The sequence below is a fragment of the Acetobacter estunensis genome (assembly GCF_019083805.1).
In the GTDB taxonomy this organism is placed as follows: domain Bacteria; phylum Pseudomonadota; class Alphaproteobacteria; order Acetobacterales; family Acetobacteraceae; genus Acetobacter; species Acetobacter estunensis_A.
This window is the reverse complement of the sequence record NZ_JAHRDV010000006.1, coordinates 14,441-39,255: the sequence shown is the minus strand read 5'-3', so window position 1 is coordinate 39,255 and position 24,815 is coordinate 14,441. Positions and strand designations below refer to the sequence as shown.

At 60.9% G+C, this 24,815-nt stretch carries 25 protein-coding genes; 12 read left to right on the top strand and 13 right to left on the bottom strand.

The window, feature by feature from the left end; genetic code table 11:
• Positions 1-26: 26 nt before the first annotated feature.
• The 7 genes from KUA11_RS09255 to aat form a co-directional block, all read right to left on the bottom strand.
• On the bottom strand, positions 27-3,365 hold the full coding sequence (locus KUA11_RS09255) for an efflux RND transporter permease subunit (protein WP_217410025.1): 3,339 nt from the start codon (positions 3,363-3,365) through the stop codon (positions 27-29).
• A gap of 67 nt (positions 3,366-3,432) precedes the next feature.
• Positions 3,433-4,785: a DUF2142 domain-containing protein gene (locus tag KUA11_RS09250; protein WP_302480887.1), complete on the bottom strand. Its 1,353-nt coding sequence runs from the start codon at positions 4,783-4,785 to the stop codon at positions 3,433-3,435.
• 17 nt (positions 4,786-4,802) lie between these two features.
• On the bottom strand, positions 4,803-5,147 hold the full coding sequence (locus KUA11_RS09245) for an EamA family transporter (RefSeq protein ID WP_217410023.1): 345 nt from the start codon (positions 5,145-5,147) through the stop codon (positions 4,803-4,805).
• Entirely contained in the window at positions 5,147-6,160 is a 1,014-nt protein-coding gene (locus KUA11_RS09240; protein WP_217410022.1) for a glycosyltransferase family 2 protein, read from the bottom strand. Before KUA11_RS09240 ends, KUA11_RS09245 begins: the two co-directional genes overlap by 1 nt.
• An 89-nt stretch (positions 6,161-6,249) precedes the next feature.
• Entirely contained in the window at positions 6,250-6,840 is a 591-nt protein-coding gene (locus KUA11_RS09235; protein WP_254454821.1) for a DUF4412 domain-containing protein, read from the bottom strand.
• A complete protein-coding gene (locus tag KUA11_RS09230) occupies positions 6,837-7,607 on the bottom strand; it encodes a DUF4412 domain-containing protein (protein ID WP_217410021.1) in 771 nt (256 codons plus the stop codon). Before KUA11_RS09230 ends, KUA11_RS09235 begins: the two co-directional genes overlap by 4 nt.
• Positions 7,608-7,682: 75 nt before the next feature.
• Entirely contained in the window at positions 7,683-8,354 is a 672-nt protein-coding gene (gene aat, locus KUA11_RS09225) for a leucyl/phenylalanyl-tRNA--protein transferase (protein ID WP_217410020.1), read from the bottom strand.
• Positions 8,355-8,535: 181 nt separating this feature from the next.
• Between aat and KUA11_RS09220 the strand changes: the two genes are divergently transcribed.
• A complete protein-coding gene (locus KUA11_RS09220) occupies positions 8,536-9,507 on the top strand; it encodes a 2-hydroxyacid dehydrogenase (RefSeq protein WP_217410019.1) in 972 nt (323 codons plus the stop codon).
• A gap of 57 nt (positions 9,508-9,564) precedes the next feature.
• Here KUA11_RS09220 and KUA11_RS09215 read toward each other — a convergent pair whose 3' ends face one another.
• Complete coding sequence (locus tag KUA11_RS09215; RefSeq protein WP_217410018.1) at positions 9,565-12,171, bottom strand: Hint domain-containing protein; 2,607 nt, start codon at positions 12,169-12,171, stop codon at positions 9,565-9,567.
• Between the two features lie 155 nt (positions 12,172-12,326).
• On the opposite strand from KUA11_RS09215, the gene KUA11_RS09210 reads away from it, so the two are divergent.
• Positions 12,327-12,833, top strand: a complete 507-nt coding sequence (locus KUA11_RS09210; RefSeq protein WP_217410017.1) for a GNAT family N-acetyltransferase — start codon at positions 12,327-12,329, stop codon at positions 12,831-12,833.
• 7 nt (positions 12,834-12,840) lie between these two features.
• Here the strand turns inward: KUA11_RS09210 and KUA11_RS09205 are convergent, their stop codons facing one another.
• Entirely contained in the window at positions 12,841-13,527 is a 687-nt protein-coding gene (locus tag KUA11_RS09205) for a hypothetical protein (protein ID WP_217410016.1), read from the bottom strand.
• A gap of 153 nt (positions 13,528-13,680) precedes the next feature.
• On the opposite strand from KUA11_RS09205, the gene KUA11_RS09200 reads away from it, so the two are divergent.
• Complete coding sequence (locus KUA11_RS09200; RefSeq protein ID WP_368040984.1) at positions 13,681-15,543, top strand: hypothetical protein; 1,863 nt, start codon at positions 13,681-13,683, stop codon at positions 15,541-15,543.
• A gap of 74 nt (positions 15,544-15,617) precedes the next feature.
• Entirely contained in the window at positions 15,618-15,773 is a 156-nt protein-coding gene (locus KUA11_RS09195) for a hypothetical protein (protein WP_217410015.1), read from the top strand.
• A gap of 22 nt (positions 15,774-15,795) precedes the next feature.
• Here KUA11_RS09195 and KUA11_RS09190 read toward each other — a convergent pair whose 3' ends face one another.
• Positions 15,796-16,647 (bottom strand): EcsC family protein, encoded by an 852-nt coding sequence (locus KUA11_RS09190; RefSeq protein ID WP_166317618.1) that lies wholly within the window; start codon positions 16,645-16,647, stop codon positions 15,796-15,798.
• Positions 16,648-16,785: 138 nt separating this feature from the next.
• Here KUA11_RS09190 and KUA11_RS09185 point away from each other — a divergent pair, with 138 nt between their 5' ends.
• Entirely contained in the window at positions 16,786-17,307 is a 522-nt protein-coding gene (locus KUA11_RS09185; RefSeq protein ID WP_254454820.1) for a hypothetical protein, read from the top strand.
• A 96-nt stretch (positions 17,308-17,403) separates the two neighbouring features.
• Positions 17,404-18,732 carry an autotransporter strand-loop-strand O-heptosyltransferase gene (locus tag KUA11_RS09180; protein ID WP_217410014.1) on the top strand — a complete coding sequence of 443 codons (1,329 nt, stop codon included), beginning with the start codon at positions 17,404-17,406 and terminating at the stop codon, positions 18,730-18,732.
• Positions 18,733-18,831: 99 nt separating this feature from the next.
• On the opposite strand, the gene ssb is transcribed toward KUA11_RS09180, so the two are convergent.
• Positions 18,832-19,368 carry a single-stranded DNA-binding protein gene (gene ssb / locus KUA11_RS09175; protein ID WP_217410013.1) on the bottom strand — a complete coding sequence of 179 codons (537 nt, stop codon included), beginning with the start codon at positions 19,366-19,368 and terminating at the stop codon, positions 18,832-18,834.
• Between the two features lie 209 nt (positions 19,369-19,577).
• Between ssb and KUA11_RS09170 the strand changes: the two genes are divergently transcribed.
• A complete protein-coding gene (locus KUA11_RS09170; RefSeq protein WP_217410012.1) occupies positions 19,578-19,958 on the top strand; it encodes a hypothetical protein in 381 nt (126 codons plus the stop codon).
• Positions 19,959-19,970: 12 nt separating this feature from the next.
• Here the strand turns inward: KUA11_RS09170 and KUA11_RS09165 are convergent, their stop codons facing one another.
• Both KUA11_RS09165 and KUA11_RS09160 read right to left on the bottom strand, forming a co-directional pair.
• Complete coding sequence (locus tag KUA11_RS09165) at positions 19,971-20,483, bottom strand: helix-turn-helix domain-containing protein (protein ID WP_217410011.1); 513 nt, start codon at positions 20,481-20,483, stop codon at positions 19,971-19,973.
• Between the two features lie 242 nt (positions 20,484-20,725).
• Positions 20,726-21,310 (bottom strand): copper chaperone PCu(A)C, encoded by a 585-nt coding sequence (locus KUA11_RS09160; protein WP_217410010.1) that lies wholly within the window; start codon positions 21,308-21,310, stop codon positions 20,726-20,728.
• A gap of 181 nt (positions 21,311-21,491) precedes the next feature.
• Between KUA11_RS09160 and nrdR the strand changes: the two genes are divergently transcribed.
• The 5 genes from nrdR (at position 21,492) to KUA11_RS17715 (ending at position 24,562) form a co-directional block, all read left to right on the top strand.
• Positions 21,492-21,962, top strand: a complete 471-nt coding sequence (gene nrdR / locus KUA11_RS09155; RefSeq protein WP_166317605.1) for a transcriptional regulator NrdR — start codon at positions 21,492-21,494, stop codon at positions 21,960-21,962.
• Positions 21,963-22,051: 89 nt separating this feature from the next.
• Positions 22,052-22,633 carry a transcription antitermination factor NusB gene (gene nusB, locus KUA11_RS09150; protein WP_217410009.1) on the top strand — a complete coding sequence of 194 codons (582 nt, stop codon included), beginning with the start codon at positions 22,052-22,054 and terminating at the stop codon, positions 22,631-22,633.
• A complete protein-coding gene (thiL, locus tag KUA11_RS09145; RefSeq protein ID WP_217410008.1) occupies positions 22,614-23,615 on the top strand; it encodes a thiamine-phosphate kinase in 1,002 nt (333 codons plus the stop codon). The genes nusB and thiL overlap by 20 nt, the downstream gene beginning before the upstream one ends.
• A 95-nt stretch (positions 23,616-23,710) precedes the next feature.
• Positions 23,711-24,418: a dienelactone hydrolase family protein gene (locus KUA11_RS09140; RefSeq protein ID WP_217410007.1), complete on the top strand. Its 708-nt coding sequence runs from the start codon at positions 23,711-23,713 to the stop codon at positions 24,416-24,418.
• 15 nt (positions 24,419-24,433) lie between these two features.
• Entirely contained in the window at positions 24,434-24,562 is a 129-nt protein-coding gene (locus KUA11_RS17715; protein ID WP_302480884.1) for a hypothetical protein, read from the top strand.
• Positions 24,563-24,815 lie beyond the last annotated feature (253 nt).

The window sequence follows — 24,815 nt, the reverse complement described above, 5'->3', positions numbered from 1 at the left end:
CATGTGGGTTTGGTAATGGAGCGCCTCTACCGACGCATTTCATCCGCAACCACCCCATCCGCGCGCTCCTTGTGCGCTCCGGTGAACGTCTTTCTCACCCATCCAAGCCACCCCGCACTCCGCTGCCGCAGGCTTTCCATGAACAAGTAGACAACCGGCGTGGAATAGAGTGTCAGCAACTGACTTACGGCCAGACCGCCGACGACGGCAATCCCCAAAGGCCGCCTCAGTTCCGCGCCATAGCCATTACCGATCACCAGCGGCACCGCGCCCAAGGCCGCCGCAAGTGTCGTCATCAGGATCGGACGGAACCGGCGCAGACACGCCTCCCGGATCGCGGCCTCAGGCATCATCCCCCCGTCCCGCTCCGCATGCAGCGCGAAGTCGATCAGCAGGATCGCATTTTTCTTCACCAGCCCCACCAGCAGAATCACACCAATCATCGCGATCAGTGAGAAAGGTTCGCCAGCCACCCATAGAGCCAGCACGGCTCCCACTGCCGCCGAGGGCAACGTGGAAAGAATGGTCAGGGGATGAATCAGGCTTTCATAGAGAATGCCCAGCGTGACGTACATCGTCACCAAGGCCGCCATGAACACCAGCACTTCATTCATCAGCGCCTTGTTGAATTCCGCCGCACGTCCGGTGAAACCGCCCCGCACCGTATCCGGCATGTGGATTACACGCTCTGCCCGTACGATTTCGTCCTCCGCATCCGACAGCCCCTTGCCGTGTGGCAGATTGAAGGAAATGGAACCGGAAACAGCGCCGCTCTCGTGACTGACCTGTAGCGGTGACGGACGATAAGTCAGATCAGCCACCGAAATGAGCGGCACCATCGTTTCGGTCGAAGATGACACAGCCGATCCGTTCGAAGCCCCCGCTCCGCCCGCCAGCCGATTGGCAATCTGGTTACGGAAGGACTGGCGGCTCAGGGCAGCTGTTCGTGAATCCTGCTGATCCGGAACACGCACACGGATCGAGTTCGAGACCGTGCCACCGCCCGCCGTGCCCCCCGCCGTGGACACCCAGAGCGAACGCAGTGTTTCAGGGTTTTCCCGAAACGCCTTCATCGCTTCCATCACCACGTAATAGGTTGTCAGCGGCGTAGAAATGTTCGACGCCGTACGCTGGCCAAACGCATCGAGCAGAGCATTGCCGATCAGTTCCGGCGTGATGAGATACCGCGCCGCCGTGTCGCGACGGATATCCACATGCAGAGCGCGCCCGTGATTACTGATGTCCGAACTCACATCGGTCAGCATGGAATGCCCCCGCAGTTCCTCGGACAGACGGGGCACCCATGTCGCCAGCGCCTCTCCGTCCTCACTGCGAAAGACATAGGTGTAGTTGCCTTTCTTCTGGCGGCCGCCACCACCGTTCACATCACCCGAATTGGAGATCTGTGCGTCCAGCCCCGCAATATGGTCCACACGCCCCTGAATGCGCTTTGCCACATTCTCCGGCGTGTCGCGCCGGGCGTGCTTGTCCGTTAGCGTGGCAAAGGCGGAGGCTTCATTGGCCGCATCATCCCCCGTGAACGCCACGACCGAAGTGACTTCGCGGTCCTTCATCATGGCCGCGATCACCGCCTGCGTCTTCTCCGATACGGTGCGGAACGAACTGGTCTGGTCCATACTGAGATAGCCCGAGACCAGCGCAATATCCTCAGGCGGCAGGATCGTTTTCGACATCAGCATGATGCCGAGAACCGTCAGTCCCACGCTGGCGGGAAGCGAGGCCAGCACCCACCAGCGATGGCGCAACGCATGATCGAGCGAACGAAGATAGATCCTGACCGTACCGTCCAGCGCAGCCTCAATAAGATCAAAGGCCCGGTGCGCCAGACGGACCAGTCCATGTCCCTCGATGGATGAATGTCCATGGTGCACTTCCAAAAGTCGCGCGCACATCATGGGAGTGAGTGACAGAGAAAGGAAAAAGGAAATCGCCACCGCCGTAGTCAATGTCATGGCGAATTCGAAGAAGATCTTTCCCGGAATACCAGAGAGCAGAAGAAGCGGCAGAAACACGGCGATCAGTGAAATAGTGATGGAGAGCACCGTAAAGACGATCTCGCGCGATCCGACCAACGCTGCTTCCAGTCGGCTCATGCCGCCTTCCATATGCCGGGCAATGTTCTCCACCACCACGATGGCGTCATCGACCACGAAACCCGTGGCGATGGTCAACGCCATGAGCGAGAGCGTGTCGAGGGAGAAGCCGAGGAAATGCATCGTGGCCACGGTGCCTGCGAGCGAGACTGGCACCGTCACCGCAGGAATCAGCGTGGAGCGCCACGAACGCAGAAACGCCAGCACCACGATCACGACCAGCACAACCGAGATGATCAGGGTCAGTTCCGTATCCCAGAGGGCCGCGCGGATGGAACGCGACATATCATCGGCCAGAGTCAGCTTCACATCTGCGGGCAAGACCTGCTGCAGGCGCTTCTCATGGTCACGAATGGCATCTGTCAGCGCGATGACATTCGCTCCCGGCTGCGGTCGGATGATGGACACAACCGCGGGATGCCCGTCAAACCACGCGGCTTCGCGCTCGTCCTGCGGTCCGTTTTCCACCTGCGCCACATCGGTCAACCGCACGGGTCGCCCGCTGCGATACCCCACCACCAGATCGCGATATTGCTCGGCTTTGCGGGCCTGATCGTTGGTAGCCAGCATCAGACGCTGCCCAGCTACATCAAGGCTGCCCTTGGGTGTGTTGGCATTAGCCGAAGCCAGTGCCGAACGAATGTCCTCAAAGCCGATGCCGTAATGGAACAGGAGATAAGGATTCATCTCCACCCGCACCGCTGGCTTGGCAGCCCCTTCCGGCTGCACCCATCCCACTCCCGAAATGCCGGCGAGTTGGGGCACCAACCGCGTCTCTGCGAAATCGCGCAGTTCGGTCAAAGGGCGTGTGTCGGACGTCAACACCGCGATCATCACGGGATTGTCGGACGGATTGGCCTTGTAATATTGCGGATTCTCAATGAGCGTGTGCGGCATGTCCTGCCGCGCGGCCTGCAACGCCGCCTGCACGTCTCGTGCCGCTCCATTGATGTCGCGCGCATCATCGAAAAACAGCAGAATAAAGGAAGAGCGGTCCGTGGTGTCGGATGTCATCTGCGTGACACCCGCAATCGCCCCCAACCTGCGCTCCAGCGGTGTGGTGACGGCGCTGGCCATCTGCTGCGGCGAACTGCCCTGCTGAGAGGCGATTACGTAGATCACCGGCACCGAAATGTCAGGCAGATCCGCAACCGGCATAACGCGCCACGACAGCAGGCCCGCGAACACCATGGCGAGCGCGATGAGGGTCGTGGCGACGGGACGGAAGATGAAGAGACGGGAGGGGTTCACTGTCTTTTTTCTCCTTCCCGTTTTCCTGAATCAGACCCTCTCATGCCCTTCCGTTCTTCGGCACCGATCAAGGCGCGATATAATACCGGAACAAGATTGTGGGGAGCATTTGATGCACCGAAAACAGCAGGATCGCTATTGCGGGCAGCATATTCCCGATGACTTGCCCTCTCTTTTCCGTATCCGTCAGAGCGTAAGCCAGAAAAAGCGCTGGAATCAGGAGATACCGTCCCTGCACACCAACAATGATCGGGGAACCCGCAGGCGTCCATGACAACAGAAGGGCGAGAAAAGTCAGCAGCAAGGCACCGACCATCATGATCACCAGCACTCCCTGCTCCATGATCCTTTGCCGCAGGAATTTCCGTGGCAGTGCAAGCGCAAAGGCCACCACAAGCAGGATACCCAGCACCTTGTAAGCATGCGCTGACAACGGCGTGTCCAGCCACCCGAGATCTCCCACAAAGGAAACGAAATAGAAGTTGCGGGTACTGGAATCGCACAATGTCCTGATCACATAACCGGCGACAACACCGGGATGCAGAACGTAGTTGAGCAACCGATGATCCGTAGAAATATGACCATAAGTTTCAGAATAGGCCGTCGTCTTCATGGCGACCATCGTCCAGGCAACCGACAGGATCGTCGCAAGTACGGCGGCAGGTAAGAGGTTACGACGCCGAAGTGAAAACCATGCGACGAAAGGCAGAAGGAGCATCGGCAGGGCATGAGTGCGGCACGTACATACCAACACCAGACTGATGCACATGATCCAGAAAAGCCGGGGAGACGCAGCCTCCTTCTCCCGCATAATCCGCATGAAAGCTGACAGCGCCAGAAGAGTCACAGCAGTGGCCATGCCATCCAGACTGGCGGATGAAGACTGGAACAATGTCATCGGCATGGCCAGCAGCGCGAGAACAAGGCCGTTCGGTGTGTAAAGCGCAAAAGCTGACAGTGTAATCATGATGACTGAAACCGTGGCCAGTCCACGCGCCAGTCGGTACGATTTGTCGATCGAAAGATCGAGAGCACGCCCTGTCCATAATCCTACCGCTTGCGGCAGATAGATCAATGGAAAGTAATAGCCTGTACCGGCGGCAACACTGAAAACATTCTGATGCGACCAGCGAAAACTCTCAAAAGTAGCAATATCACGCTGCGTCAGTCGCAAATCCGGCCGCTGATTCCATTGCTTGGAAAAGACCATATAATCCGAAAGTCCGCTGTCGATCGGGCCACCTGAAAGATTTCCCTGCGGATGTTCAAGGAGAATGACGCCCTGTGTCAGAAACCACGCCCGTTTCACATGCTCAGGCTCATCGGGGGACTGCATGGGAGGCAGGATTTCCGTGAGCACGAAACAGAAAAAACCGAGAAAGATATAAAAAAGGAGTGTAAAGCGTCGCGCTTCCGGCATCCTCCACCCCACTGCCGTCACGCTTTTCCTCCCAACGAAACCACAATTCCCGCGATAATCAGTCCGACACCGAGCATGTATTGTCGGTTAAAGCTCTCGTGCAAAAAGAAATGGCTCAGAACAGGCACAATGACGAAAGCCAGCGCCATGAAGGGGTAAACGCGCCCCAACTCCGCGCGCTGCAACACCCAGACCCAGCCAATAGTGGTGATGCCATAGAGCGCGAGCGCCGCCGTCAGAACCGCCAGACTTGGCACATCGAACATTGTGCCGGCTTTTTTCAGACCGGAAGCACTGATCTTGAAAAGGATCTGTCCTATCGCGATGCCGCATACGCACAGAATGGACCAGAAAATATCCATCAGACGTCGCTCACTTTACGTCTCGCGTTGACACCGTAAGCATCCAGAACCCGCCATAACGGTAGGCCAGTGCGCTTTCCTGGCTCCGAGAGAATATCATAGGAAAGAAACGCCAGAATGAACTGCGTCCCAAGAATGATCGGCAATCCTGCCAGCATCACTGTTCCCGCCGACGCATACACGCCCGCATGAAGACTGTGCAGCCAGTGAATGCCACCAATGATCGTCCCTCCCAGAACCAGTAAAATGCCCAGCGGCAGTTCTAAGGACGCCAGCGACATATCTCGCAAATAATAGCTGTAGAAGAGACGCTTGCAGAAATTGACCAGATGCTTGCGCAGGAACTCGGGCGCTACCTTGCCAATCTTGAGATTGCTCACCTCATCACCATATTGCGCCGCCATCGGCACATCCAGCACGGTCGCCTTGAGAATGTTGAGGCGAAACAGCATGTCGGTTTCAAAGAAATAACGACGACTGATGCGCTCCATGGGCAGAAGAGCAGCCACGTCGCGATGAATGGCCGTGTACCCATTCGTGGGATCGAACAGGCTCCAGTAACCGGAGGAAATCTTGGTCATGAAGGAGAGGACCGCGTTCCCGAAAAGCCGCATCCCCGGCATGGATGATAGCCCCTCCAGATTGAAGAACCGATTGCCTTTTGTGTAATCGGCATGTCCCGTGAGGATCGGGGCCACAAACTCCGGCACGAGAGCAGGGTCCATCTGACCGTCGCCGTCGATCTTCACAATGACATCCACATCGTCGCGGATCGCGGCGCGGTAGCCTGTCATCACCGCTCCACCGACACCCTGATTGTGCTCATGTCGCACCACCGTCACACGGGCATCGGCGCAGGAGCGCTCCACCAGATCACCGGAACGGTCTGGACAGCAATCATCCACCACGTAAATTTTCTGCACTTCCGGGCCAATACGGGAGATGACATCTAGAATGTGAGCGGTGACCTTGTAGGAAGGAATCACCACTCCCACAGACATCGTTTCAGTCATCTCTTCCGCCGTCTCCCTGCCGTGCGCTCCTGTAACCGTGACCTATGGCAATGTGAAGCCCGAACATCACCGACGCTCCACCCTTCGGCTCACCGGGCGGGCGCCGTCTCGGAATAATCCTGCGGCACCACGAACAGCGTGTCGGGCTGCGGCACACGCTCAACCGACACCGCCTGCACCATGGTGCGCCCACCCTGCACCATCCTCACCAGAATGCCGTCCGCCGTGTAGCATGCATCTCCGGGATGACCGTCCTGATCCACAGTGCGCCAGACCGTACAGAACTGGCCTGCCACCGTATCCGTGCCCATTCTCGCGAACGACCCAGCAGCCACCTGTCCCGGCGGAGTCAGAGCCGTTCCGGGCGCGGGCATGGTGCTGCGACGATGAGAAAGCGTGTCCACCACCGTCAGCGTGCGGTCCTTCCACGATGTAATCATATACACCGCCGATCCGGCCGGATCGATGCGCTGACGCAACGTCGCGACCTGCCAGTGCATGTCCTGACGGACAGGCGCACCTCCTCCCGGAGTGGCCAGTTCATACGTCACGGCCACATCAACCGACGGCGTGACATAGGGGCCTGTGGCCTCGTCCGCCTGCGCCGCGAGAGAGGCCATCAGGCCCAGAGCCAGTATTCCACTATTACGCAGAAAATGGCGTCTTTCCCTTCTCATCATGGTGCGGAAGACGCCCCCGGCGAGCCGACATCGGCCTCCGATTCCTTGGGCAGATCCGATGTATCAGGGGTCGTTTCATGCGGCGTCTGAATCAGCGGTTCCTCGCCCTTTGCCGGAGAAGACGGTGTCGCAATCTTCGGCGTAGCCGGAGCCGCCGTGCCTCCCGCTTTGGCCGAGCGTTGCGTCACTTCCTGATACCCCGCAGGCGGCTCGAACTCGGATGCGGCGATGGGGTGATAATCGACCGTAACCGCAGACAGCTTGCCCTTCGCGCCGTCGGCATCGACGCCTTCCTCCGCCAGCACCAGCCCATCCGCGGTGACACATGCCGTCGCCTGTCCGTGCGCGGTCGTCACATCCCACAACGTACAGCTCACACCGGCAATGTTGCGCTCTCCCTTGCGCTGGAACTGCATGGAGACATCGAGGAGGAACGGATTGCGCACGGTCCCCCGCCGCACCAGATGGCTGTACACATGCTGCCGGTGCAAAACGATGGTGACAGCCTGATTGGTGCGATCGAGAATGGTGGACGCCGCGCCATCGGGCGAGTCCACCCGCATGCGCGCCCCCTCCGTCGTGAACCACACCTTCACGCGTTGGCTTTCAGGCGCCCCGTCCGGCTGGACATCGTACGTCACGACCGCATCGCGCAGAGGCATCAACGGCGGATGTTCGGACGCGGCAACGGCACTTCCCGACGCCGACAGGCTAGCCAGCAGCGTTGCAGCGGCAAGTCCGCGCCTCCACGAAACGGTTGCGATCATTGGCGACGTCCTTTCCAGTCGGGCTCCACAAGCATGCGCTCACGAAAATGAAACCACCCCATAACACCCGCGCCGTCAACAGCCCCTTGACGCCGTTTCCTCCCGCATGCGCCGAATTTCGTCACAAAGTTCCGCCTCTACAATTCCTGTCCACCGCGGATCGACGCGAACAGCACGCGCCAGCGCCTCCTTGTAGCGAAAGGCCGGGATCTCGATCCCCCCGAACTGCGCCAGATGTGCCGTGCCGAACTGCGTGTCCAACAGTTCGAACCCACACAGACGCAGACGCGCCACGAGATGCACCAGCGCCACCTTGGAGGCGTCCGTCGCCCGGCTGAACATGCTTTCACCGAAAAAGGCTGCGCCCAGCGCCACTCCATATAGGCCACCCACCATGCGCCCCTCACTCCACGCCTCGACGCTGTGCGCGAAGCCCTCCCGGTGCAGGGCACAGAACAGACGCACGATGGTCTCGCTGATCCATGTCGTCTCCCGCCCCGGCGCCGGGGCCGCGCAGGCCCGCATCGTGCCTTCGAAATCACGATCCACGACAACCTCGAACCGGTCACTCAGCGCCGTGCGGGCCAGCCGTTTCGACAGATGGAAACGATGCAGCGGCATGACACCGCGCGGATCCGGGTCATACCAGTCCAGCTGATCTGGACGGTCATCGCTCGCCATTGGGAAAAGACCGATGGAATAGGCCCGTAACATCAACTCCGGCGTCAGTTCGATTTCCCCGCTCATCTCACGCCCATCTGTTCTGCTCTTCGTCGCCCCATCATACGCGCCGCAGCCAGCCCTGCGAACACATGTCGCAACCTCTTCCCCGATCGGCTGTTTCCCTTTTACGTAAAAGTCACACGCTTGCATGCAGCGCTGATCGCCCCGCATCATCGGGGCACGCGCCCCCATTCAGGAGATTAACATGGCCGCCCGCCCTCACATCGTTCGCAGTGTCCGACTCCCAGAGGCGGTCGAGGCCCGTATCGCATCAGAATTCGACGCTCCGCCACCACCAGACAAGCCGTTGGATACTGATACCCTCTTCCGTCTCGCGGAAGAGACGCACGCCGAGGCCATGCTGGTGACGCACCACGCCGCCATCAACGCCGAAGCAGCGCAGCGCATCCCTTCCTCGGTCAAGCTGGTGGCTACTGTCAGCGTCGGTCTCGATCATCTCGATGTCGCCGCCATCACCGCGCGCGGCATTGCGGTGAGCAACACCCCCGACGTGCTGACGGACTGCAACGCTGATCTTGCCATGCTGCTGATCCTTGCCGCCTCCCGCCGGGCCGCCGAATACACAGCACTCGTGCGCGCGGGCTGGGGACGCGATCTGGGCATGGACGAGATGCTCGGCCAGCGCGTGAGCGGTAAGACGCTGGGTATCGTGGGCATGGGCCGCATCGGTCAGGCCGTGGCGCGACGGGCACGCGGCTTTGGCATGACGGTGCTCTACAACAATCGCCGCCGTCTTTCACCCGAGAAGGAAGAAGGCGCGACATGGGTGGAGCATCTCGATGACATGCTGCCACGATGTCAGATCATCAGCCTGCACCTGCCCGGCAGCGATGACACGGACGGCATGGTCGATGCAGCCTTTCTGGCGAAGCTTCCGAAAGGCGCGATCTTCGTCAACGCTGCCCGTGGACGGCTGGTGAACGAGGACGCGCTGATCGACGCCCTGCGCAGCGGGCATCTTGCGGGCGCCGGGCTGGATGTCTGCCGCAACGAACCTCACCCCGATCCACGTCTTCTGGAATTGCCCAACCTGTTCATGACACCGCATGTGGGCAGCGCCACGGTGGAGACCCGTACCGATATGGGGATGCTCGCGCTCGATAACGTGGCGGCCGTGGCGGCAGGCAAACCACCTGTCACTCCTGTCACGGCCTGACGGCATCAGCCCCGGCTTTTGCATTGGAGCCGGGGCTATAGAAACACAGCCATCTGTTCAGGCCGCGTTGCTGGGATGTTCCTCATCGAAGAACCCATCCACGCAATATGGCCCCGCCGCATGAACGTGTAGCATCAGCATGGCCGAAGAGTCAGGACGCAGACGCGGCAAAGGCAGCATTGCGCGTCCTTTCGTCCAGCGCATCGGGACGGCCTCACGCACACCCCATCCCTCAATGTCCTGTGTCAGATGATCCTTGAGAACGCGGACATCATGAGCGTCATCGAGAGTGATCTGTCCGATCAGCACGCCAAGATCCCGGCGGTCATCCACAAACGGACCGATGGCATCGCATGGACGCGCCGTCCGCGAGACGATGCACACATGCGTAAGTCCACCCAGAAGATGGAAAGCAAAACGCCCCTCCGACAAGCGTGTCGGCAGCAGTTTCCGACCATCCGAGGTCAGAAGATACAGATCGGGATCGTGCATGACAGGAGCGGAAGGTGTCGCCATGAACCCCATCGACACCGCGCGTTCCGCAATCTGGCGATACAGTGGCTCGACCACTTCACGCGCCACGCACAGTTCCGTAGCCGCATCCTTTTCCCAGTTGCGGACAGCACCGTTAAAAGCCGCGATCACACCACCTTGTCCCAGCGGACGGAAATGACGACGGTTACCTGTGTCCAGATAGCTTTCCGTCAGAATCCCGTTGGCGCGGATAACCGCATGATCCCGCGTTTCGATATGATAACAGGTGTAGGAACGGATATTCCGATCGTAGGCAATGCTCGCACCGTTGACCAGCATCCGTGCAGGCACGAACTTTCCTGAAAAAAACAGGCAATGTTCTGGCGTCACTAGAAGATCGACAGACGGCGCGCCATCGGTCAGCGCACCGGCGCGAATACGCACCGGGCATCCTGCCAGATCGGGAGCAATGCCCCGCGCCACACGCACATCCTGCCGCCCCACCCAGACGATGTCCTTCATCTCGCCCGGCACGCCGTCGAATGTTGGAACCTTCATTCCCGGACGAAGGTTTTCCACAGCGACATCGCCGTTTTCCGTAGCGATGAGACTGCCGGGCAAAAAGCAGACGACGGCGGAGAGCAGCAGTGAGCCGTCACAGTCCTCGGAAAGAGCGAAACCGCTCACGTCCGCCGCGAGAGTGACCGTCAATGTGTAGCTAAGGCTGCCAGCGGTGACGGTCACATCCGAACCCGAAACCGCTACTATAGTGTCAGGATCGTAGGCCAGTGCTGCGAAATCGATGTAGTCACTGGCATCAAAGTTCACGACCGCAGCGGCGAAGGAGGTGGGCTCTTCCAGAACCAGTGTTCCAGACGATGTGAAGGCCACCGTGGAGCTGTCATCGAGACCGCCTTCAAGCGTGAGCACCGCCCCCGTATTCAGGCCGATCAGATCGTACGACTGATCGCCCGACAGGGTCCAGCTTCCCGTCACGCTCATGCGCTGGAAATTGTCCGCGCCCTCGAATGTGCCCTGCCCGATCAGGTTGACGGTGTTCGTGCCGCCACCGCCATCGACGGTTCCCGAAATGACCGAGCCTGTCAGGATGTTGAGGGTATCGTCTCCATCGCCCAGCGCGATGGCGGCTGTCGTGCCCGCAATCGTACCCGCGTTGGTGATCGTATCCCCAAACGTGTCCGTGATGTGGATGCCGTAGCCATCCAGCCCGGCAATAACACCATAGTTCACAACTGTTGTGGCATACGGCGCATCGCCCTGACTGCTGTCATCCACAAGAATGGCGTTGTTGGCGCCACTGATGACCGCGCCCTTTTCATTGACGATCACACCGCCGCCGATGGACACGCCCTCACTGGTGTTGGGATACCCGTCCGAACCGTTGCCAGCAGCCCCCGTGCCCTGAATAACGCCGTAGTTTACCACGCTGGCATAGCCGTCGATGTCCACGCCATCGCCGTCACCGGTGCCCGATCCGTCATACGCGCCCGTGATCGTGCCGAAATTCAGCACGGAGCCGTTGCCGTCCGACCCCACGCCCGAGCCATCCCGTCCAAGAATGTGTCCATCAGGACCATTGAGGACCGTCAGGTCCGCGCTGCTGGTGATGGCGTGACGCGCACCGGAAATGGCGCCGTCATTGAGCACCGTGCCGCTGTAATCCTGAAAATCGATGCCGTCGTTCTTGGTCGCACCGTTTTCACCACCGGCATAGATAACGCCAAGATTTGCGACGATGGCATTGTTGCCGGGACGCACCGCATCGGCATCCGTCGAGGTGATGACACCATCGCTGAGATTGGCGATCAACGTGGCCTTGTTGGTCGCAACCGAGTTGAAATCGATGGCCTGTCCATCGGTCGTGGACGTGATGGTCCCGTCATTGACCAACGCCAGCACACCATCGGGTAGGTCGCTGTCGATACGGATGCCGTCATCGCTGCCGCTGATGGTGCCGAGATTGACAATCCCCAGCAGCGCATCGCTGGCCGCCGTGCCTGATGTGTCGATGCCGCGCTTGGAATCAGATGCAAGAGTTCCGGTGTTGAGGATGCCCAGCTTTCCGACATCATCCAGATCGACCGTCACCGTCGCCTTTGACGTCTCCACGTCGTCACCATTCATATAGATCTGGTCTGTGTCCAACGTGATCGGCTGGCTGCTGCTCATCGGCAAATATCCCGGAATTGACGACCAAGGTCATGATTTCGGGGCATCGTTAGGCTATTTTGAGCGACGCATTCGTGACGTTTCAGTTAAAACAGAACCAAATCAAAACGATATTAACTGCTTTTTCACATCCACCCCACACAGGACCGAATTTCATGCAGATCCGCCCTGCTCACGCCAACGACCAGCCCGCTCTGTGGGCCATCCTCGGCCCCATCATCCGCGCAGGCGACACCTACGCACTCGATCGAGACATGGAGCAGGACGAGGCGCTGGCTTACTGGCTCGGGTCGGACAAGGAGACCTTCGTGGCGCATGACGATTCGGGCGCTCTTCTTGGCACCTATTATCTGCGCCCCAATCAGGCGGGCGGCGGACGGCATGTCTGCAACTGCGGCTACATGACCCATGTCAGCGCACGCGGCCGTGGCATCGGACAACAGATGGCGCTGCACTCCCTCGCCCACGCGCATATGCGGGGCTACCGCGCCATGCAGTTCAACTTCGTCATCAGCACAAATGAAAACGCGATCCGACTATGGCAGCAGTTCGGCTTCCACACGGTGGGGCGCCTGCCGGACGCCTTCGATCATCCGCTGCATGGCCCGGTCGATGCGCTGGTGATGTATCGCGCGCTGAACGGCACGCTGCCTGTACACTGACACTGCCTCAGTGGGACGTTGCGGTGTGTTCCTCCGCCGCACCCCCGAAGCCCATACCCATGCCGCCACCGCCACCCATTCCTCCGGCACCTCCACCGGCTCCGCCACCACGATTGCCCTTGCCGCCTTCTTTCTTGTCCTTGTTTGCACCGCCTCCCGTCGTCGGGCGTGTCGGCCCCTGGTCGGGGATCAGCACATCGGAAGGCACCGCCTCGAGGTCGAGCGCCTTGCGGATGAAATCGCGCAGCGCCACAACCAGTTCACGTGTGTGAACAGGTCGTCCGGCTGTCAGATCGCAGGCGGCTTTCGCAGCCAGTCGCACCTGTTCCTCCGTGCCCAGCAAAATAATGTCCGATAACGCCCCCTCCACTGCATCGCGGATACGCCGCGCCCGCTCGAAGCTGGAGGGCAGGTCTTCGGGAAGAGATGTGCCGTTTTCCTGCGCCTGCTGACGCAGATCCCGCAGATGCGTAGGGTCCACCAACAGATCTCCGGTGAAAGACCCGCCCAATGTCCGATACGCCCCCATCAGGGTGCTCAACCGTTCATTGATCTGACGATTGAGACGCTCGCGTCGCTGCTGGACCGTCAGCATCACCATGAGCCGCAACCCCACACCGAGCAACGTAACCAGCACGAGGCCCAGCAAAGTCACAACCAGACCGTGCAGGGAACTGAAATCTATGCCGCGCATTTTTCTCCTTTCCCGAGTTCAAGAACCGGGCTGGATGGATGGGTCGTGAAATTGGCACATCTGCGTCGCTCCGTTTTTCGTTAATTCACTCTCCCGTTACCGGAAGCGCCCGGAGATTGGGTCCGGCCAACCGGCTGATGGAGCAGAGGCGGAGTGAGCAGACAGCATTTCCGACGACTGGGGAAGCAGGGCGCCGTGTCTCTGGGCCTGACTGTTGTCGCACTGGCCTGCACCGACCGCCCCGCACACGCCGATAACAGCGCCGCCGAGATCGCCCAGCTTCGCAGCATGGTGCTGCAGTTGCAGGCGCAGGTCCATGAACTCCAGAAGAATCAACATCCGGCGCACGTCGAACCCCGGCGCACCACACGCTCCGCGCAGGCACCCGAACGCACACGGCGCAATGTGCAGTCTGCCTCAGCCATGCCCGTCTCGCCCGACGTAACGCCTGTTCTGCCCGTCTCCGTCGTTCCCAAGACGGAAGCGCTGAGCGGCCCGATGCTAATCGACGGCAAGCCAGTCCCTCCGCTTTCGACAGATGCTGTTCCCGATGGGGTGGCGCTGGAGATGCCGCAGGCGGTCAAGAGCATCAACCTGTCCTCATCCAGCCCCACCGCGCTGACCCAGACCGAAGTGGACAGCCTGCCGCCCATCTTCAAAATCGGCTCGGTCTCAGTGCGCCTTGGCGGCTTCGTGGACATGTCCAACATCTACCGCGACAAGAATCTGACGGCCGGCCCCGCCACACCATGGGGTTCGTTCCCCTATTCCGGCAATCCCAATGCCCATGCTTCGGAATACCGTCCCACCGCCCAGCTCAGCCGCTTCAGCCTGCTGCTCGAAGGCAAGCCCGCCAAAGGCGTGAAGGTTGAGGCCTATGTGGAAGCCGATTTCGGCGGATCAGGCAGCAATTCCAACGCCGTGCAGACCAACAGCTACGTGCCACGGATGCGACAGGCCTATCTCGCCGCCGATGACAGCGATCTCGGGCTGCACTTCCTGGCCGGACAGGCATGGAGCCTGACGACAGGCTACGCCAACACCCTTCTGCGCCGGCATGAACAGTTGCCTCCCGTGGTGGACAGCAACCTCATTCCCGGCGTGACCTTCACGCGCGTGCCGCAGGTCCGTTTCATCAAGGACTTCAACCGCAAATGGTGGCTCGGCCTGTCGGTGGAGACACCGCAGGCGACGCTGGGCTTCGATGATTCCACGCTGGTCTCGGGGGATTCCATTCCCGCTGCCGCCGGCCACACTACCGGCCCGCATGTGGTGTACAACAGCACCGGCTCGGGCATGCTAGATCCGGAAGCCCATTACAGCATGGACGTTGCCCCGGACATCGTCCTCAAAGGCGCGGTCGATACTTCTGCCGGTCATTACGAGGTCTATGGACTGGCCCGCTGGTTCCGCACCGTGGTCATCAACGGCAACGGCGTGGGCGGTCGCGCCCATTCGCGCGTGGCGTTCGGCGGTGGTGTAGGCGGCTCGATGGCCGTGCCCCTGCTGCGCGACAAGATACAGCTCGTGGGCAACGTGCTGGCGGGCAAGGGCGTGGGGCGCTACGGTCCGAGCCAGCTTCCTGACATGACCTTCCGCAGCAATGGCGCGCCGGCTCCGCTGAAGGAGATCATCGGCTCGCTTGGCCTGATCGGGCATCCCTCGAGCAACCTCCTGCTCTACACCTATGGCGGCGTGGAAGCGGCGCATCGCTCCGTCTATGAAGGCGCGGACGGCAATTATTACGGCTACGGCTCCCCCACGACCAATCTCGCGGGCTGCGCCATCATGCTCGGCACCTGCAATGCCGAGACACAGGCGCTCGCCTCCTTCACCATGGGCGGCTGGTGGCATCTTCTCGACGGACGCTACGGCAGCGTGATGGCGGGACTGCAATACACCTACGTCCGGAAATTCGCCTTCAAAGGCATAGACGACCACGGCGCCACCACGCGCCCGACCGCCAATGGCAACACGGTGTTCGTGACGTTCCGTTATTACCCGTTCCAGAACTGACGCACGCTTGTGCAGGACGTGCGACGCCGCTCATACTGAGGCGAGCCACACCCGCATGAGACAGGATCAGCCCGATGCATATGCTCTACGCCTGTATGGCCGCTCTCGTGGTCTGGGCCATCGTTCCGCTTGTAGCGCCGCATTACGCGCCAATGGCGGCAACCCTGTTCGTGATCTATCTGCTGGTCGGCCTGTTCGCGGCGTGGATCGCGACCCGGGAAGAGGCGTGATCCCTTCCCAAGCCGAAAGACTTCAGTCTTCGCCCGTCGCGCGGGCCACGGCCTGATCGCGCAGGGCCACAGCGGTATCGCGCACGACCGGTCCATGCTGGCGCTCCAGCCGACGGATGGTGAAGTGCGCGCGGGCCAGCGCCTGATAATGCGCAAGGAACGCCGCATTCAGCGAAGCCCCGCAGAGCGCCCCCGCCACGGGCATAAGCTGGAGCGAGACCTTATGGCCCAGCGCCAGCCCGTAATGGGACGCGACCTCCGAGATCAGCATCACCACCGGGCGCCCCCTCAGCACCGTGCGGGCGGAGAAATAACCCAGTTCGCTCTCGCGTCCCTCTCCAATGTTGGGGAAGGCCCGCAGCGCGAAGACTTCCAGACAGGCCCGACGCGCCTCTGGATCCGACAGATCCTCGCCTTCTTCACGAGCGATCCGCGCAATCTCGCGCATGATGGTCAAGGTGGTGAAGCCGATATCCGGCGCAAGCCCTGCCACACCTGTAAACCCGCCCACCACACCGGAGACGGCCACGGCGGCCTGCAGGGCGCGGTCACGCACCGATTTGCCATCTGTGGGGATATCCTCAGGCGCACGCAGGTTTGCCGCCGGACCCGACATTCCCAACAGAGCGACATCGAAGGCGCGAGAAATCGCGGTCTCGGCAATGCCTTTGAGCTTCTCCTGAATCCGCGGCGTCATGCCCAGCCCCTGCAGACCAAGCCGCGCGGCGTGGCCTACGGCGCCGCCCATGAGATCGGCCATGCGCACCAGAACACCGCGCCCGGTCTCCACCTGCTCCAGCGCCCGCTCAAGCTCCAGGATCTGCCCGTCCGTGAGTGCCATTGGAGCAAGCTGGCTTCCCGTGCTTCCCGTCATCTGCCCTCGTCCCGTTGTGTTCGATGCATCCATCATAGCGCAAGCGCCCAAGATCGCGCAGGGTTGCGGAAACATTCGTTGACCGCAAGCGTCATACGTCGGACTCTGGTCCGCTCTTTTGTCACGGAACCTTGTGCCATGCCCGCATCCTCTCCCGCCACCCGGCGCTCCGTCGCTTTACCGGCCCGCATGACGGGCGGGTTACTGGCATTGGTGGCCAGCATGACGCTTCTCCCAGACAATGCCGTTCTGGCCGCGCCACGCCATGCGGCCCACAAAGCGCCGATAACCACCGACACCACACTCCCTTCCCCACAGACCGAGACGCATCCCCGTTCGTTGGAATCGCAGGAGGGCGCGCAGCCGCTGCCTGATGGCTACACACCGGTCGAGGATTTCGACGAGACGCTGAGCGCGCGCTACCCGCTGTCCATCCGCGAGACGCCGCACGGCTCTCCCCTGCCTTCCATCGAAGCGCAGCAGATTCCCCGCGATGCCAATAACGGCGCGACGCAGTTCAATTTCTTCGGCGTTCCCACGCGCTTCATCGCGCCCGTGGCCGCTCCGTACAACTCTTCCTTCACCTATCATACGTATGCCGGACAATCAGGACGGGGGCAGGATGCTGTCGGGGGCGCCAGCGCAGCCGGTGAACCTTGAGGGTCTGAGAGCCTGACCGTCTGGATTCGATAAAACCATTTTCATCGTCGCGGCCTTGGTCGCGTCTCGCACAGACAACAGGCATTAGACGTTTTCATGACCGATACTGACGCCGCCGTTGCCGATGCCCCGGCTTGCGCCCCGATCGCCTCCTCTTCCGCGCAGGCGGCCAACAGCCCGCCCTCGGACGACCCCAAACCCGGCAGGGGCGCCTTCGTCGAGCCCGCAGCCCTGCCCACGCAGGAGGGCCCCGGCGGCCTGCGCTACGATTTCAATCTCGGCTGCCGGGTCCAGCTTCCCGAAGGAAAATGGACCATCCGCCTGACCGATCTCGACACCGGCAACACCCTGTTCGAGACCACGGCTGGCAAGGCCACCGTCAACAGCGCCAAGCGATTCTACGTCCGCTTCGGGATCGAGGTGAAGGACGCCACCGGCACCGTCTTCGCCCACGAGTTCGACTGCCGCGACCGCGATGTGCTGGTGCAACTCCCCGTCGGTACGCTGGGCGACACGCTGGGCTGGTTTCCCTACGTCGCGCGGCTGGCCGACACGCGCGGCTGCCGCGTCACCTGCTCGATGGCCGCCTCCATCATCCCGCTGTTTCGCGACACCTACCCACACATCCACTTCGTCACACCCGAGGAACTCGAAGGCAGCGACCGGCTCAAGACCTTCTACGCCACCTACACGCTGGGTCTGTTTTTCGACGACAAGACCAATATCTGGCAGCCCTGCGACTTCCGGCTGGTCGGTCTGCACCGCACGGCGGGCTACATTCTGGGCGTGGACCCGACGGAGCAGCCGCCCGATCTGGCCCCCGACGAGGATCCCACGCCCCCTATCGACGAGCCCTATGTCTGCATCGCCGCGCAGAGCAGTTCACAGTGCAAATACTGGAACAACCCCGATGGCTGGCGGCAGCTCGTGCAATTCCTGCGCGAGAGCGGCTACCGCGTGATCTGCATCGACCAGAAGCCCGTGCATGGCAGCGGCATCGTCTGGAACCATATCCCCTACGGCGCGGAAGACCAGACGGGCAACCGGTCTCTGGCCGAGCGGGTGCGCTGGCTGCGCCACGCGGCGTTCTTTGTCGGTCTATCGAGCGGTCTGTCCTGGCTGGCTTGGGCCGCACGCTGCAAGGTAGTGATGATTTCGGGCTTCACCCACCCGGTGAACGAATTTCACACGCCTTGGCGCATCATCAACTGGCACGCCTGCAACTCATGCTGGCACGACCCTACGCTACGCTTCGACCATAAGGATTTTCTGTGGTGTCCGCGTCATGCTGGAACGCCGCGTCAGTTCGAATGTACGCGCCTCATCACGCTTGAACATGTCCAGCGCGTGATCCGCACCATTCCCGGCTTCCCTGCGGCAAAACCGCCCGCACCCGCGAAAAGCACCGGACGAAAACGAAAATAAAGCGGGATCAAAGCCCCCCAAAAAGCCGACCAGCATAAAGGCTGATCGGCTTTCGGTGACTTGCCCAGTTTCAGACGGAAAAACCGCCTGCCAGTTGGCTCAGAACGGGATTTCGTCATCCAGATCGTTGTTCGGCGCATCCCACCCTCCGGGTGATGCCGGCCCCGTGCCGCCACGCGCGCCACCTCCACCACCGCCTTGACGGGGAGCCGCAGGCGCACCGTATCCGCCGCCCATCGAGCCACCACCATAACTACCGCCGCCGTCTTCCCCTTCACCGGAGCCACGGCCATCGAGCAGCACAAGTTCACCACGGAAACGGTCCAGCACAACCTCCGTCGTGTAACGCTCCTGCCCGGACTGGTCGGTCCATTTGCGGGTCTGGAGCGTGCCTTCGAGATAGACCTTGCGACCCTTGCGCAGGAAGCGCTCCGCAACATCCGCCAGACGGTCGTTGAACACCACGACACGATGCCATTCCGTGCGCTCGCGGCGCTCACCGCTTGCGCGATCATTCCACGTCTCGCTCGTCGCCACGGAGAGACTGACAATCTTCTGGCCGCTCTGGCTGGTGCGCACTTCCGGATCGCGCCCCAGATTGCCGACCAGAATAACCTTGTTGACGCTGCCTGCCATGGCGCTTCCCCGTTCCTCGTGCGTTCTCGATCCTTGCGTGTAGTGCAAAATCGGGGGAACGTCACGTGCCATGCCGTAGCCATTGAACTGTTACGCGCCCCAACCATTATGACGGCATGATTTCCTTGTCGTTCATCATCACTCCGCCATAGTCCTGTTACGTGTTCGTCGTCATGCCACTCTTGGCATTCACTCCAGCACAGAGGCTCATGCCCCCCGTGTCCCTTGTCCCGCGCCCACCTCGGCCCCCTGCAACCGCAGCCGCCGTAATCTCTCCAGATCAACTCGAAGTGGCAGCGCGTGCTTATTACGCCTATTGCGAAGGGGACTGGGACACTCTCGACCCCAAGGCCAAAGCTCTCTATCGCACGCGAATGCAACTGGCTCTCACCGCGTTTGTGGACCACGCTTGGCGTCCCATCGCGACCGCGCCCCTCAACGGAACGGCTGTCTTTCTTTTCCTGCGTATAAAAGGGCGTGGCGATTATCTGTGGCTGGACCGGTGGGATCCGCAGCTACGCTCCTGGGTCGAGGCTCCGCATGCGAAACCAACGCACTGGACCCCGCTCATGCCGCCGCCTCTTGTCTGAGGCGCTGTGAATTTAGAGAGCGAACGGTTCCTTGGAACCTGAACCGCCAGTTTCCGGATCGTCGGTGACACTCAGAGAACGGATAAGTTCCAGCACGCGCTTGCGCACCTTTTCACCCGGAATGCGGTAATAAGCCCGCACCAGATCCTGCGTTTCGCGCCGCGACAAAAGACCGACATCGACTGGTGACGAACTGAAAGCCGACGTGGACGGTGGCCCACCAAAGCTCTGCTGCGCTTCAGCAAAACCGGTAACAGGGGATGCCTCGGCGGACTCCTGCCCGTCCTCCCGCATCATATCGTCATAGAAAAAGCCTATGGGCACATCGAGAACACGGGCAATGTCGAACAGGCGTGAGGCACTGACCCGGTTCGTGCCGCGTTCGTATTTCTGGACCTGCTGAAAGGTCAGGCCGATCGCCTCTCCCAGCTTTTCCTGCGAGAGTCCGAGCATCGTGCGGCGCAACCGAATACGGGCTCCCACATGGGCATCGATATTGCCGCTTCGCGATTCCCCGTCACTCATCGCTACCTCCGTTTGCAACGCGCGCAATATATGCCTAATTTTTTATTAACATACAACCGAAGCGGGAATTCGGTTAATGCCCGTCGCGCACATCAACGCCACCGCGACGTAACGTGTTCCGAAAAAATATCGTCGCGGCCGAATGAATCAGCCCTTCTCTTTCGAGAGCGCTGGAGCGGTGACGTGAGACCGCTTTCAAGCCACAGACGCGCGCTCAGACAGCGCAACCGGTCGAGCGGACCTTAAGTCGGCCCGAAATAAGGCCGTGCCGCCCGCACCTGAAACTTCACGATCTTCTCCGATCCCCCGAGGAAATGAAACCGAACAGCCACTTCCGAGCCTTCCCGAACCTCTCCCTTGTCTCCGATCTCGCACACCAGATGATACCCACCCGGCGGAAACGTCAGCCCCTGATTGGGGGGCAGCGTGAGATGCTTGAACAGGTCGCGTGTCAGCGAGGAGACTTCAAGGTCGGAGTGATAACCATACATAGCTGTGCAGGAGGGCGACGTAATGCCGTCGATCAGATGCGGTGTGTCCGACTTGTTCTCGACCGTGAAATAGATGCCCAGATGCGCTCCACCCGGCCCCACATGCTGCATCCAGCCATCGCGGATTGTCACATCTTCGGCCGCGTGCTCCTGTCCCGGCAGATCCGTCGCAGCCATCGGAGCCTGCGGGTTGCCAGCCGTAGGATCAGCCATGTGGCTCGCGCTGTCGGCCAAAGCGGTTGCCATCATTCCAAAGGCAAGCGGTAACGCCAGCACGCCACCCAACCATCCCGCCGCTCTTACCGATCGCACGCGCAGCACTTCACCCAGACCCATGAAACCGGCTCCTCAAATCCTGACAGCATCCGGACACTGACATGATGGTCGCGTGACCGATGCGGGACATCCATCCCGCAAGCGGCTATAACACGAGCCACGCGCGAGAGGATCATGGCGCGGCCTGCATGGCAGGGTTCGCGCACCGGTCTTCTCTCTTACCTCTCATAAAGGAACCCGTATGCGGTGTCCGTTCTGTAGCGAAGCCGAAACACAGGTGAAGGACAGTCGTCCCATGGAAGACGGCACGTCCATCCGCCGCCGCCGCGCCTGCGCCACCTGCGGACAACGCTTCACCACCATTGAACGTGTGCAGTTGCGCGAACTGATCGTGGTGAAAGTGAATGGACGTCGCGCGCCTTTCGATCGCGAGAAACTGGCCCGCTCCATCCGGATTGCCCTGCGCAAGCGCCCCGTGTCGGAAGAGCAGATCGAACAGATGGTCAGCGGCATCGTGCGCAGGCTGGAAGCCTCGGGAGAGAGCGAGATCAACACCCATCACATCGGTGAGCTGGCGATGGAATCGCTCCACGCCATCGACGCGGTGGGCTATGTCCGGTTCGCCAGTGTCTATCGCGACTTCCGCGAAACCAAGGATTTCTCCGAAATTCTCACACGTATTGACGATCAGCGCCGTGAAGAGCCGAAATAACCGTCAATACGGCCGTCGGGGCTGGACCTGCACGCTCAAAGGCGTCATGAAGCCCGCCCCGCACCACGATTGGACAAGGAGGGACGCCGATGGCCCATTCAGATGACCGGCTGAAACCGGCCCTGCGCCCACGCACCGCCGCGCGCGTCGCCGCCGTTCAGGCGCTGTTCCAGATCGAGCAGGGCAATGATCGCGCCGAAAACGTCATTGTACAGTTCGTGCAGCATCGTTTCGGCACGACACTGGCGGGCGAGTCCTATGACGACGGCTATATTCCCGATCCGGACATCACCCTCTTCACGCGCCTGACCCGCAATGCCGCCGCAAATGTGGACGCCGTGCGGGAGCAGTTGAGTGAAACACTACCCTCAACGTGGCCGGTCGACCGCCTTGATCCGGTGCTGCGTGCCCTGTTCACGGTGGCCATCACCGAGATGGAAGAGTCGGACGCGCCGCCAGTGAAAGTCGTCATCAACGAATATCTCGACGTGGCGCACGCTTTCTTCTCCGGGGATGAACCGAAGCTGGTCAACGGCCTGCTCGACACCCTCGGCAAGCGTCTGCTGGCAAAGAATACTCCTATCGTTACCGAAGACAGAGCGGCCATTACACCAACGGACGTCAACGCCGCCTCTGAGAATGACGCCGCTCATGCCAGCGGACAGGACTAAAGAGACCTCCTCCCTTTCCCTACCGGATGAATTCACCTTCATCCGGCGTCATTTCCTGTCGCTTGCCGGTCCGGGTGCGCTCGACCTGACAGATGACGCCGCCGTTTTTGCGCCGCAACCGGGGCGCGAACTCGTGGTGGCAGCCGATGCCATGGTAGAAGGCGTCCATTTCCTGCCGGACGACCCGGCCGAGACCATTGGGCGCAAGCTGTTACGCAGCAACCTCTCCGACCTCGCCGCCATGGACGCACGTCCTTTTGGCTGGCTGCTCACCCTCGCCTGCCCAAAAAGCGACGGACGGCATGATGAAGCGTGGTTCGCCGCCTTTGCGAATGGACTGGCGAAAGACCAGCGCGAATTCGGCGTGTCCCTGCTGGGCGGCGACACGACCTCCACACCCGGGCCGCTGGTGCTGTCCCTCACCATTCTTGGCGATGTCGCACCCGGCACGGCACTGCGCCGCAATGGCGCGTGCGACGGAGACGGGCTGTGGGTCACGGGCACAATCGGTGACGGTGCTCTAGGCCTGAAGGCGCTTCTGGGTGAGATACCGGATCCAACCGGCTGGCTGACGGACCGTTACCGCCTGCCACGCCCACGCGTAGGGCTGGAGCTTGCCGGCATCGCCCATGCCGCGATGGATGTTTCGGATGGTCTGGCGCAGGACGCGGGCCATCTGGCACGAGAAAGCGGACTGGGCGTACGGTTGGATGCAGACGCCGTGCCACTCTCGGACGCCGCGCGCGCGGTGGTGGACACCGATCCCGCACGATTGGCTCTCTGTCTGAGCGGCGGCGATGATTATGAACTGCTCCTCGCCGTGCCGGATGACGCCACCGAACGTCTGCAAGCCCGCTGCGCCAGAGGCGGCGTTCCCGTCACCCGGATCGGTCGGTTCGACGCCGGTCTCTCCGGCGTGTCCGTCTGCCGCGCCGATAGCTCACCCTTTCCTATGGACCGTCTGGGCTGGAGCCATATCTGACACGCGGCAGCATGGCACCTTCGTTTCTCTCCTGTGTTGACAGCGCTGCACTGGCCGCGCCCAACATGACGCACCACGCAATGAGAGAAGCAGCCATGAGCAAGACCATCACCCTGACTGCCGCTGACGGCCACGAACTGAGCGCCTATCACGCTGGCCATCACGATGCGCCGCACGCGCTGGTCGTCGTGCAGGAGATTTTCGGCGTCAATCACAACATCCGTTCCGTGGCGGATCGCTTTGCTGAACAGGGCTTTCATGTCGTGGCGCCCGCCCTGTTCGATCGAGCGAAGCGCGGGGTAGAACTGGGTTATTCACCCGAGGACATGAAAGAAGGTCTCGCCCTGCGCGCCGCCATTCCTCTGGAAGCAACGCTGGCCGATCTGCGGGCGTGTGTGGCGCATTTCCACGCGCATGCACCGCATCGCAAGGTAGGCATCATCGGTTTCTGCTGGGGCGGCACATTGGCATGGGACGCCGCGACAAAGACGCACGACTTCGCCGCAGCGGTGGGATGGTACGGCGCGGGCATTGCCAAACATGTGGATGCCCAGCCGCACTGCCCCGTGCAGTTGCATTTCGGCGGTCAGGACGCCTCCATCCCACCTCAGGATATTCGTGCCATTCGTGAGAAGCATGCTGATGTCGAGATGTTCGTCTACGATGACGTAGGACACGGCTTTGGCAATCGGGACCGTGCGAGCAGCTATAACGCGCAGGCCGAGCACCTCGCCTGGTCACGCAGCGTGACGTTTCTTGAAGCGTGCCTGCACACGAGCGGCAACATCCCTGATCGATCCTGAGAAAGGAGCCTCTTCATGGAAAAGATGAGCGAAGATTTCCAGAAACGTCAGAAACCAGTGGCAGCGCTGATTATCGGACTCAGCGTGGCCATCGCGGGCGCAGCCGTCACATTGGTGCGCAAGCTTATGGAAGGGCGCGGATAACTTCCAGCAAACGACTGGAAGCCTAATAATCCTGAAGCCAGAAACGACAAGACGTTTTCAACCTCTTTGGCATTGCGCATTATTTACAATATCGTTTTGCCAGATAGACAAAAGTGTCGCGGAAACGATACGCTTGGTGGATGGGTGTTATTCATCAATCTCATTCTTGAGATGCAACCTTTGAGCAGTATCATCCGTTAAGAGGGTTGAGGCGGGAGATGTAGGCTCTAAGTCGGCCGCGAAAAGTTTCATA

Coding starts and splice junctions, on each gene's coding strand:
- KUA11_RS09205 (WP_217410016.1), bottom strand. CDS start 13,527: ATGCGCGGCATAGATTTCAGTTCCCTGCACGGTCTGGTTGTGACTTTG.
- KUA11_RS09180 (WP_217410014.1), top strand. CDS start 17,404: ATGACCGATACTGACGCCGCCGTTGCCGATGCCCCGGCTTGCGCCCCG.
- KUA11_RS09210 (WP_217410017.1), top strand. CDS start 12,327: ATGCAGATCCGCCCTGCTCACGCCAACGACCAGCCCGCTCTGTGGGCC.
- aat (WP_217410020.1), bottom strand. CDS start 8,354: ATGAGCGGGGAAATCGAACTGACGCCGGAGTTGATGTTACGGGCCTAT.
- nrdR (WP_166317605.1), top strand. CDS start 21,492: ATGCGGTGTCCGTTCTGTAGCGAAGCCGAAACACAGGTGAAGGACAGT.
- ssb (WP_217410013.1), bottom strand. CDS start 19,368: ATGGCAGGCAGCGTCAACAAGGTTATTCTGGTCGGCAATCTGGGGCGC.
- KUA11_RS09220 (WP_217410019.1), top strand. CDS start 8,536: ATGGCCGCCCGCCCTCACATCGTTCGCAGTGTCCGACTCCCAGAGGCG.
- KUA11_RS09230 (WP_217410021.1), bottom strand. CDS start 7,607: ATGATCGCAACCGTTTCGTGGAGGCGCGGACTTGCCGCTGCAACGCTG.
- thiL (WP_217410008.1), top strand. CDS start 22,614: ATGCCAGCGGACAGGACTAAAGAGACCTCCTCCCTTTCCCTACCGGAT.
- KUA11_RS09195 (WP_217410015.1), top strand. CDS start 15,618: ATGCATATGCTCTACGCCTGTATGGCCGCTCTCGTGGTCTGGGCCATC.
- KUA11_RS09235 (WP_254454821.1), bottom strand. CDS start 6,840: ATGATGAGAAGGGAAAGACGCCATTTTCTGCGTAATAGTGGAATACTG.
- KUA11_RS09140 (WP_217410007.1), top strand. CDS start 23,711: ATGAGCAAGACCATCACCCTGACTGCCGCTGACGGCCACGAACTGAGC.
- KUA11_RS09245 (WP_217410023.1), bottom strand. CDS start 5,147: ATGGATATTTTCTGGTCCATTCTGTGCGTATGCGGCATCGCGATAGGA.
- KUA11_RS09190 (WP_166317618.1), bottom strand. CDS start 16,647: ATGACGGGAAGCACGGGAAGCCAGCTTGCTCCAATGGCACTCACGGAC.
- KUA11_RS09185 (WP_254454820.1), top strand. CDS start 16,786: ATGCCCGCATCCTCTCCCGCCACCCGGCGCTCCGTCGCTTTACCGGCC.
- KUA11_RS09215 (WP_217410018.1), bottom strand. CDS start 12,171: ATGAGCAGCAGCCAGCCGATCACGTTGGACACAGACCAGATCTATATG.
- KUA11_RS17715 (WP_302480884.1), top strand. CDS start 24,434: ATGGAAAAGATGAGCGAAGATTTCCAGAAACGTCAGAAACCAGTGGCA.
- KUA11_RS09165 (WP_217410011.1), bottom strand. CDS start 20,483: ATGAGTGACGGGGAATCGCGAAGCGGCAATATCGATGCCCATGTGGGA.
- nusB (WP_217410009.1), top strand. CDS start 22,052: ATGGCCCATTCAGATGACCGGCTGAAACCGGCCCTGCGCCCACGCACC.
- KUA11_RS09240 (WP_217410022.1), bottom strand. CDS start 6,160: ATGACTGAAACGATGTCTGTGGGAGTGGTGATTCCTTCCTACAAGGTC.
- KUA11_RS09250 (WP_302480887.1), bottom strand. CDS start 4,785: ATGCCGGAAGCGCGACGCTTTACACTCCTTTTTTATATCTTTCTCGGT.
- KUA11_RS09170 (WP_217410012.1), top strand. CDS start 19,578: ATGCCCCCCGTGTCCCTTGTCCCGCGCCCACCTCGGCCCCCTGCAACC.
- KUA11_RS09160 (WP_217410010.1), bottom strand. CDS start 21,310: ATGGGTCTGGGTGAAGTGCTGCGCGTGCGATCGGTAAGAGCGGCGGGA.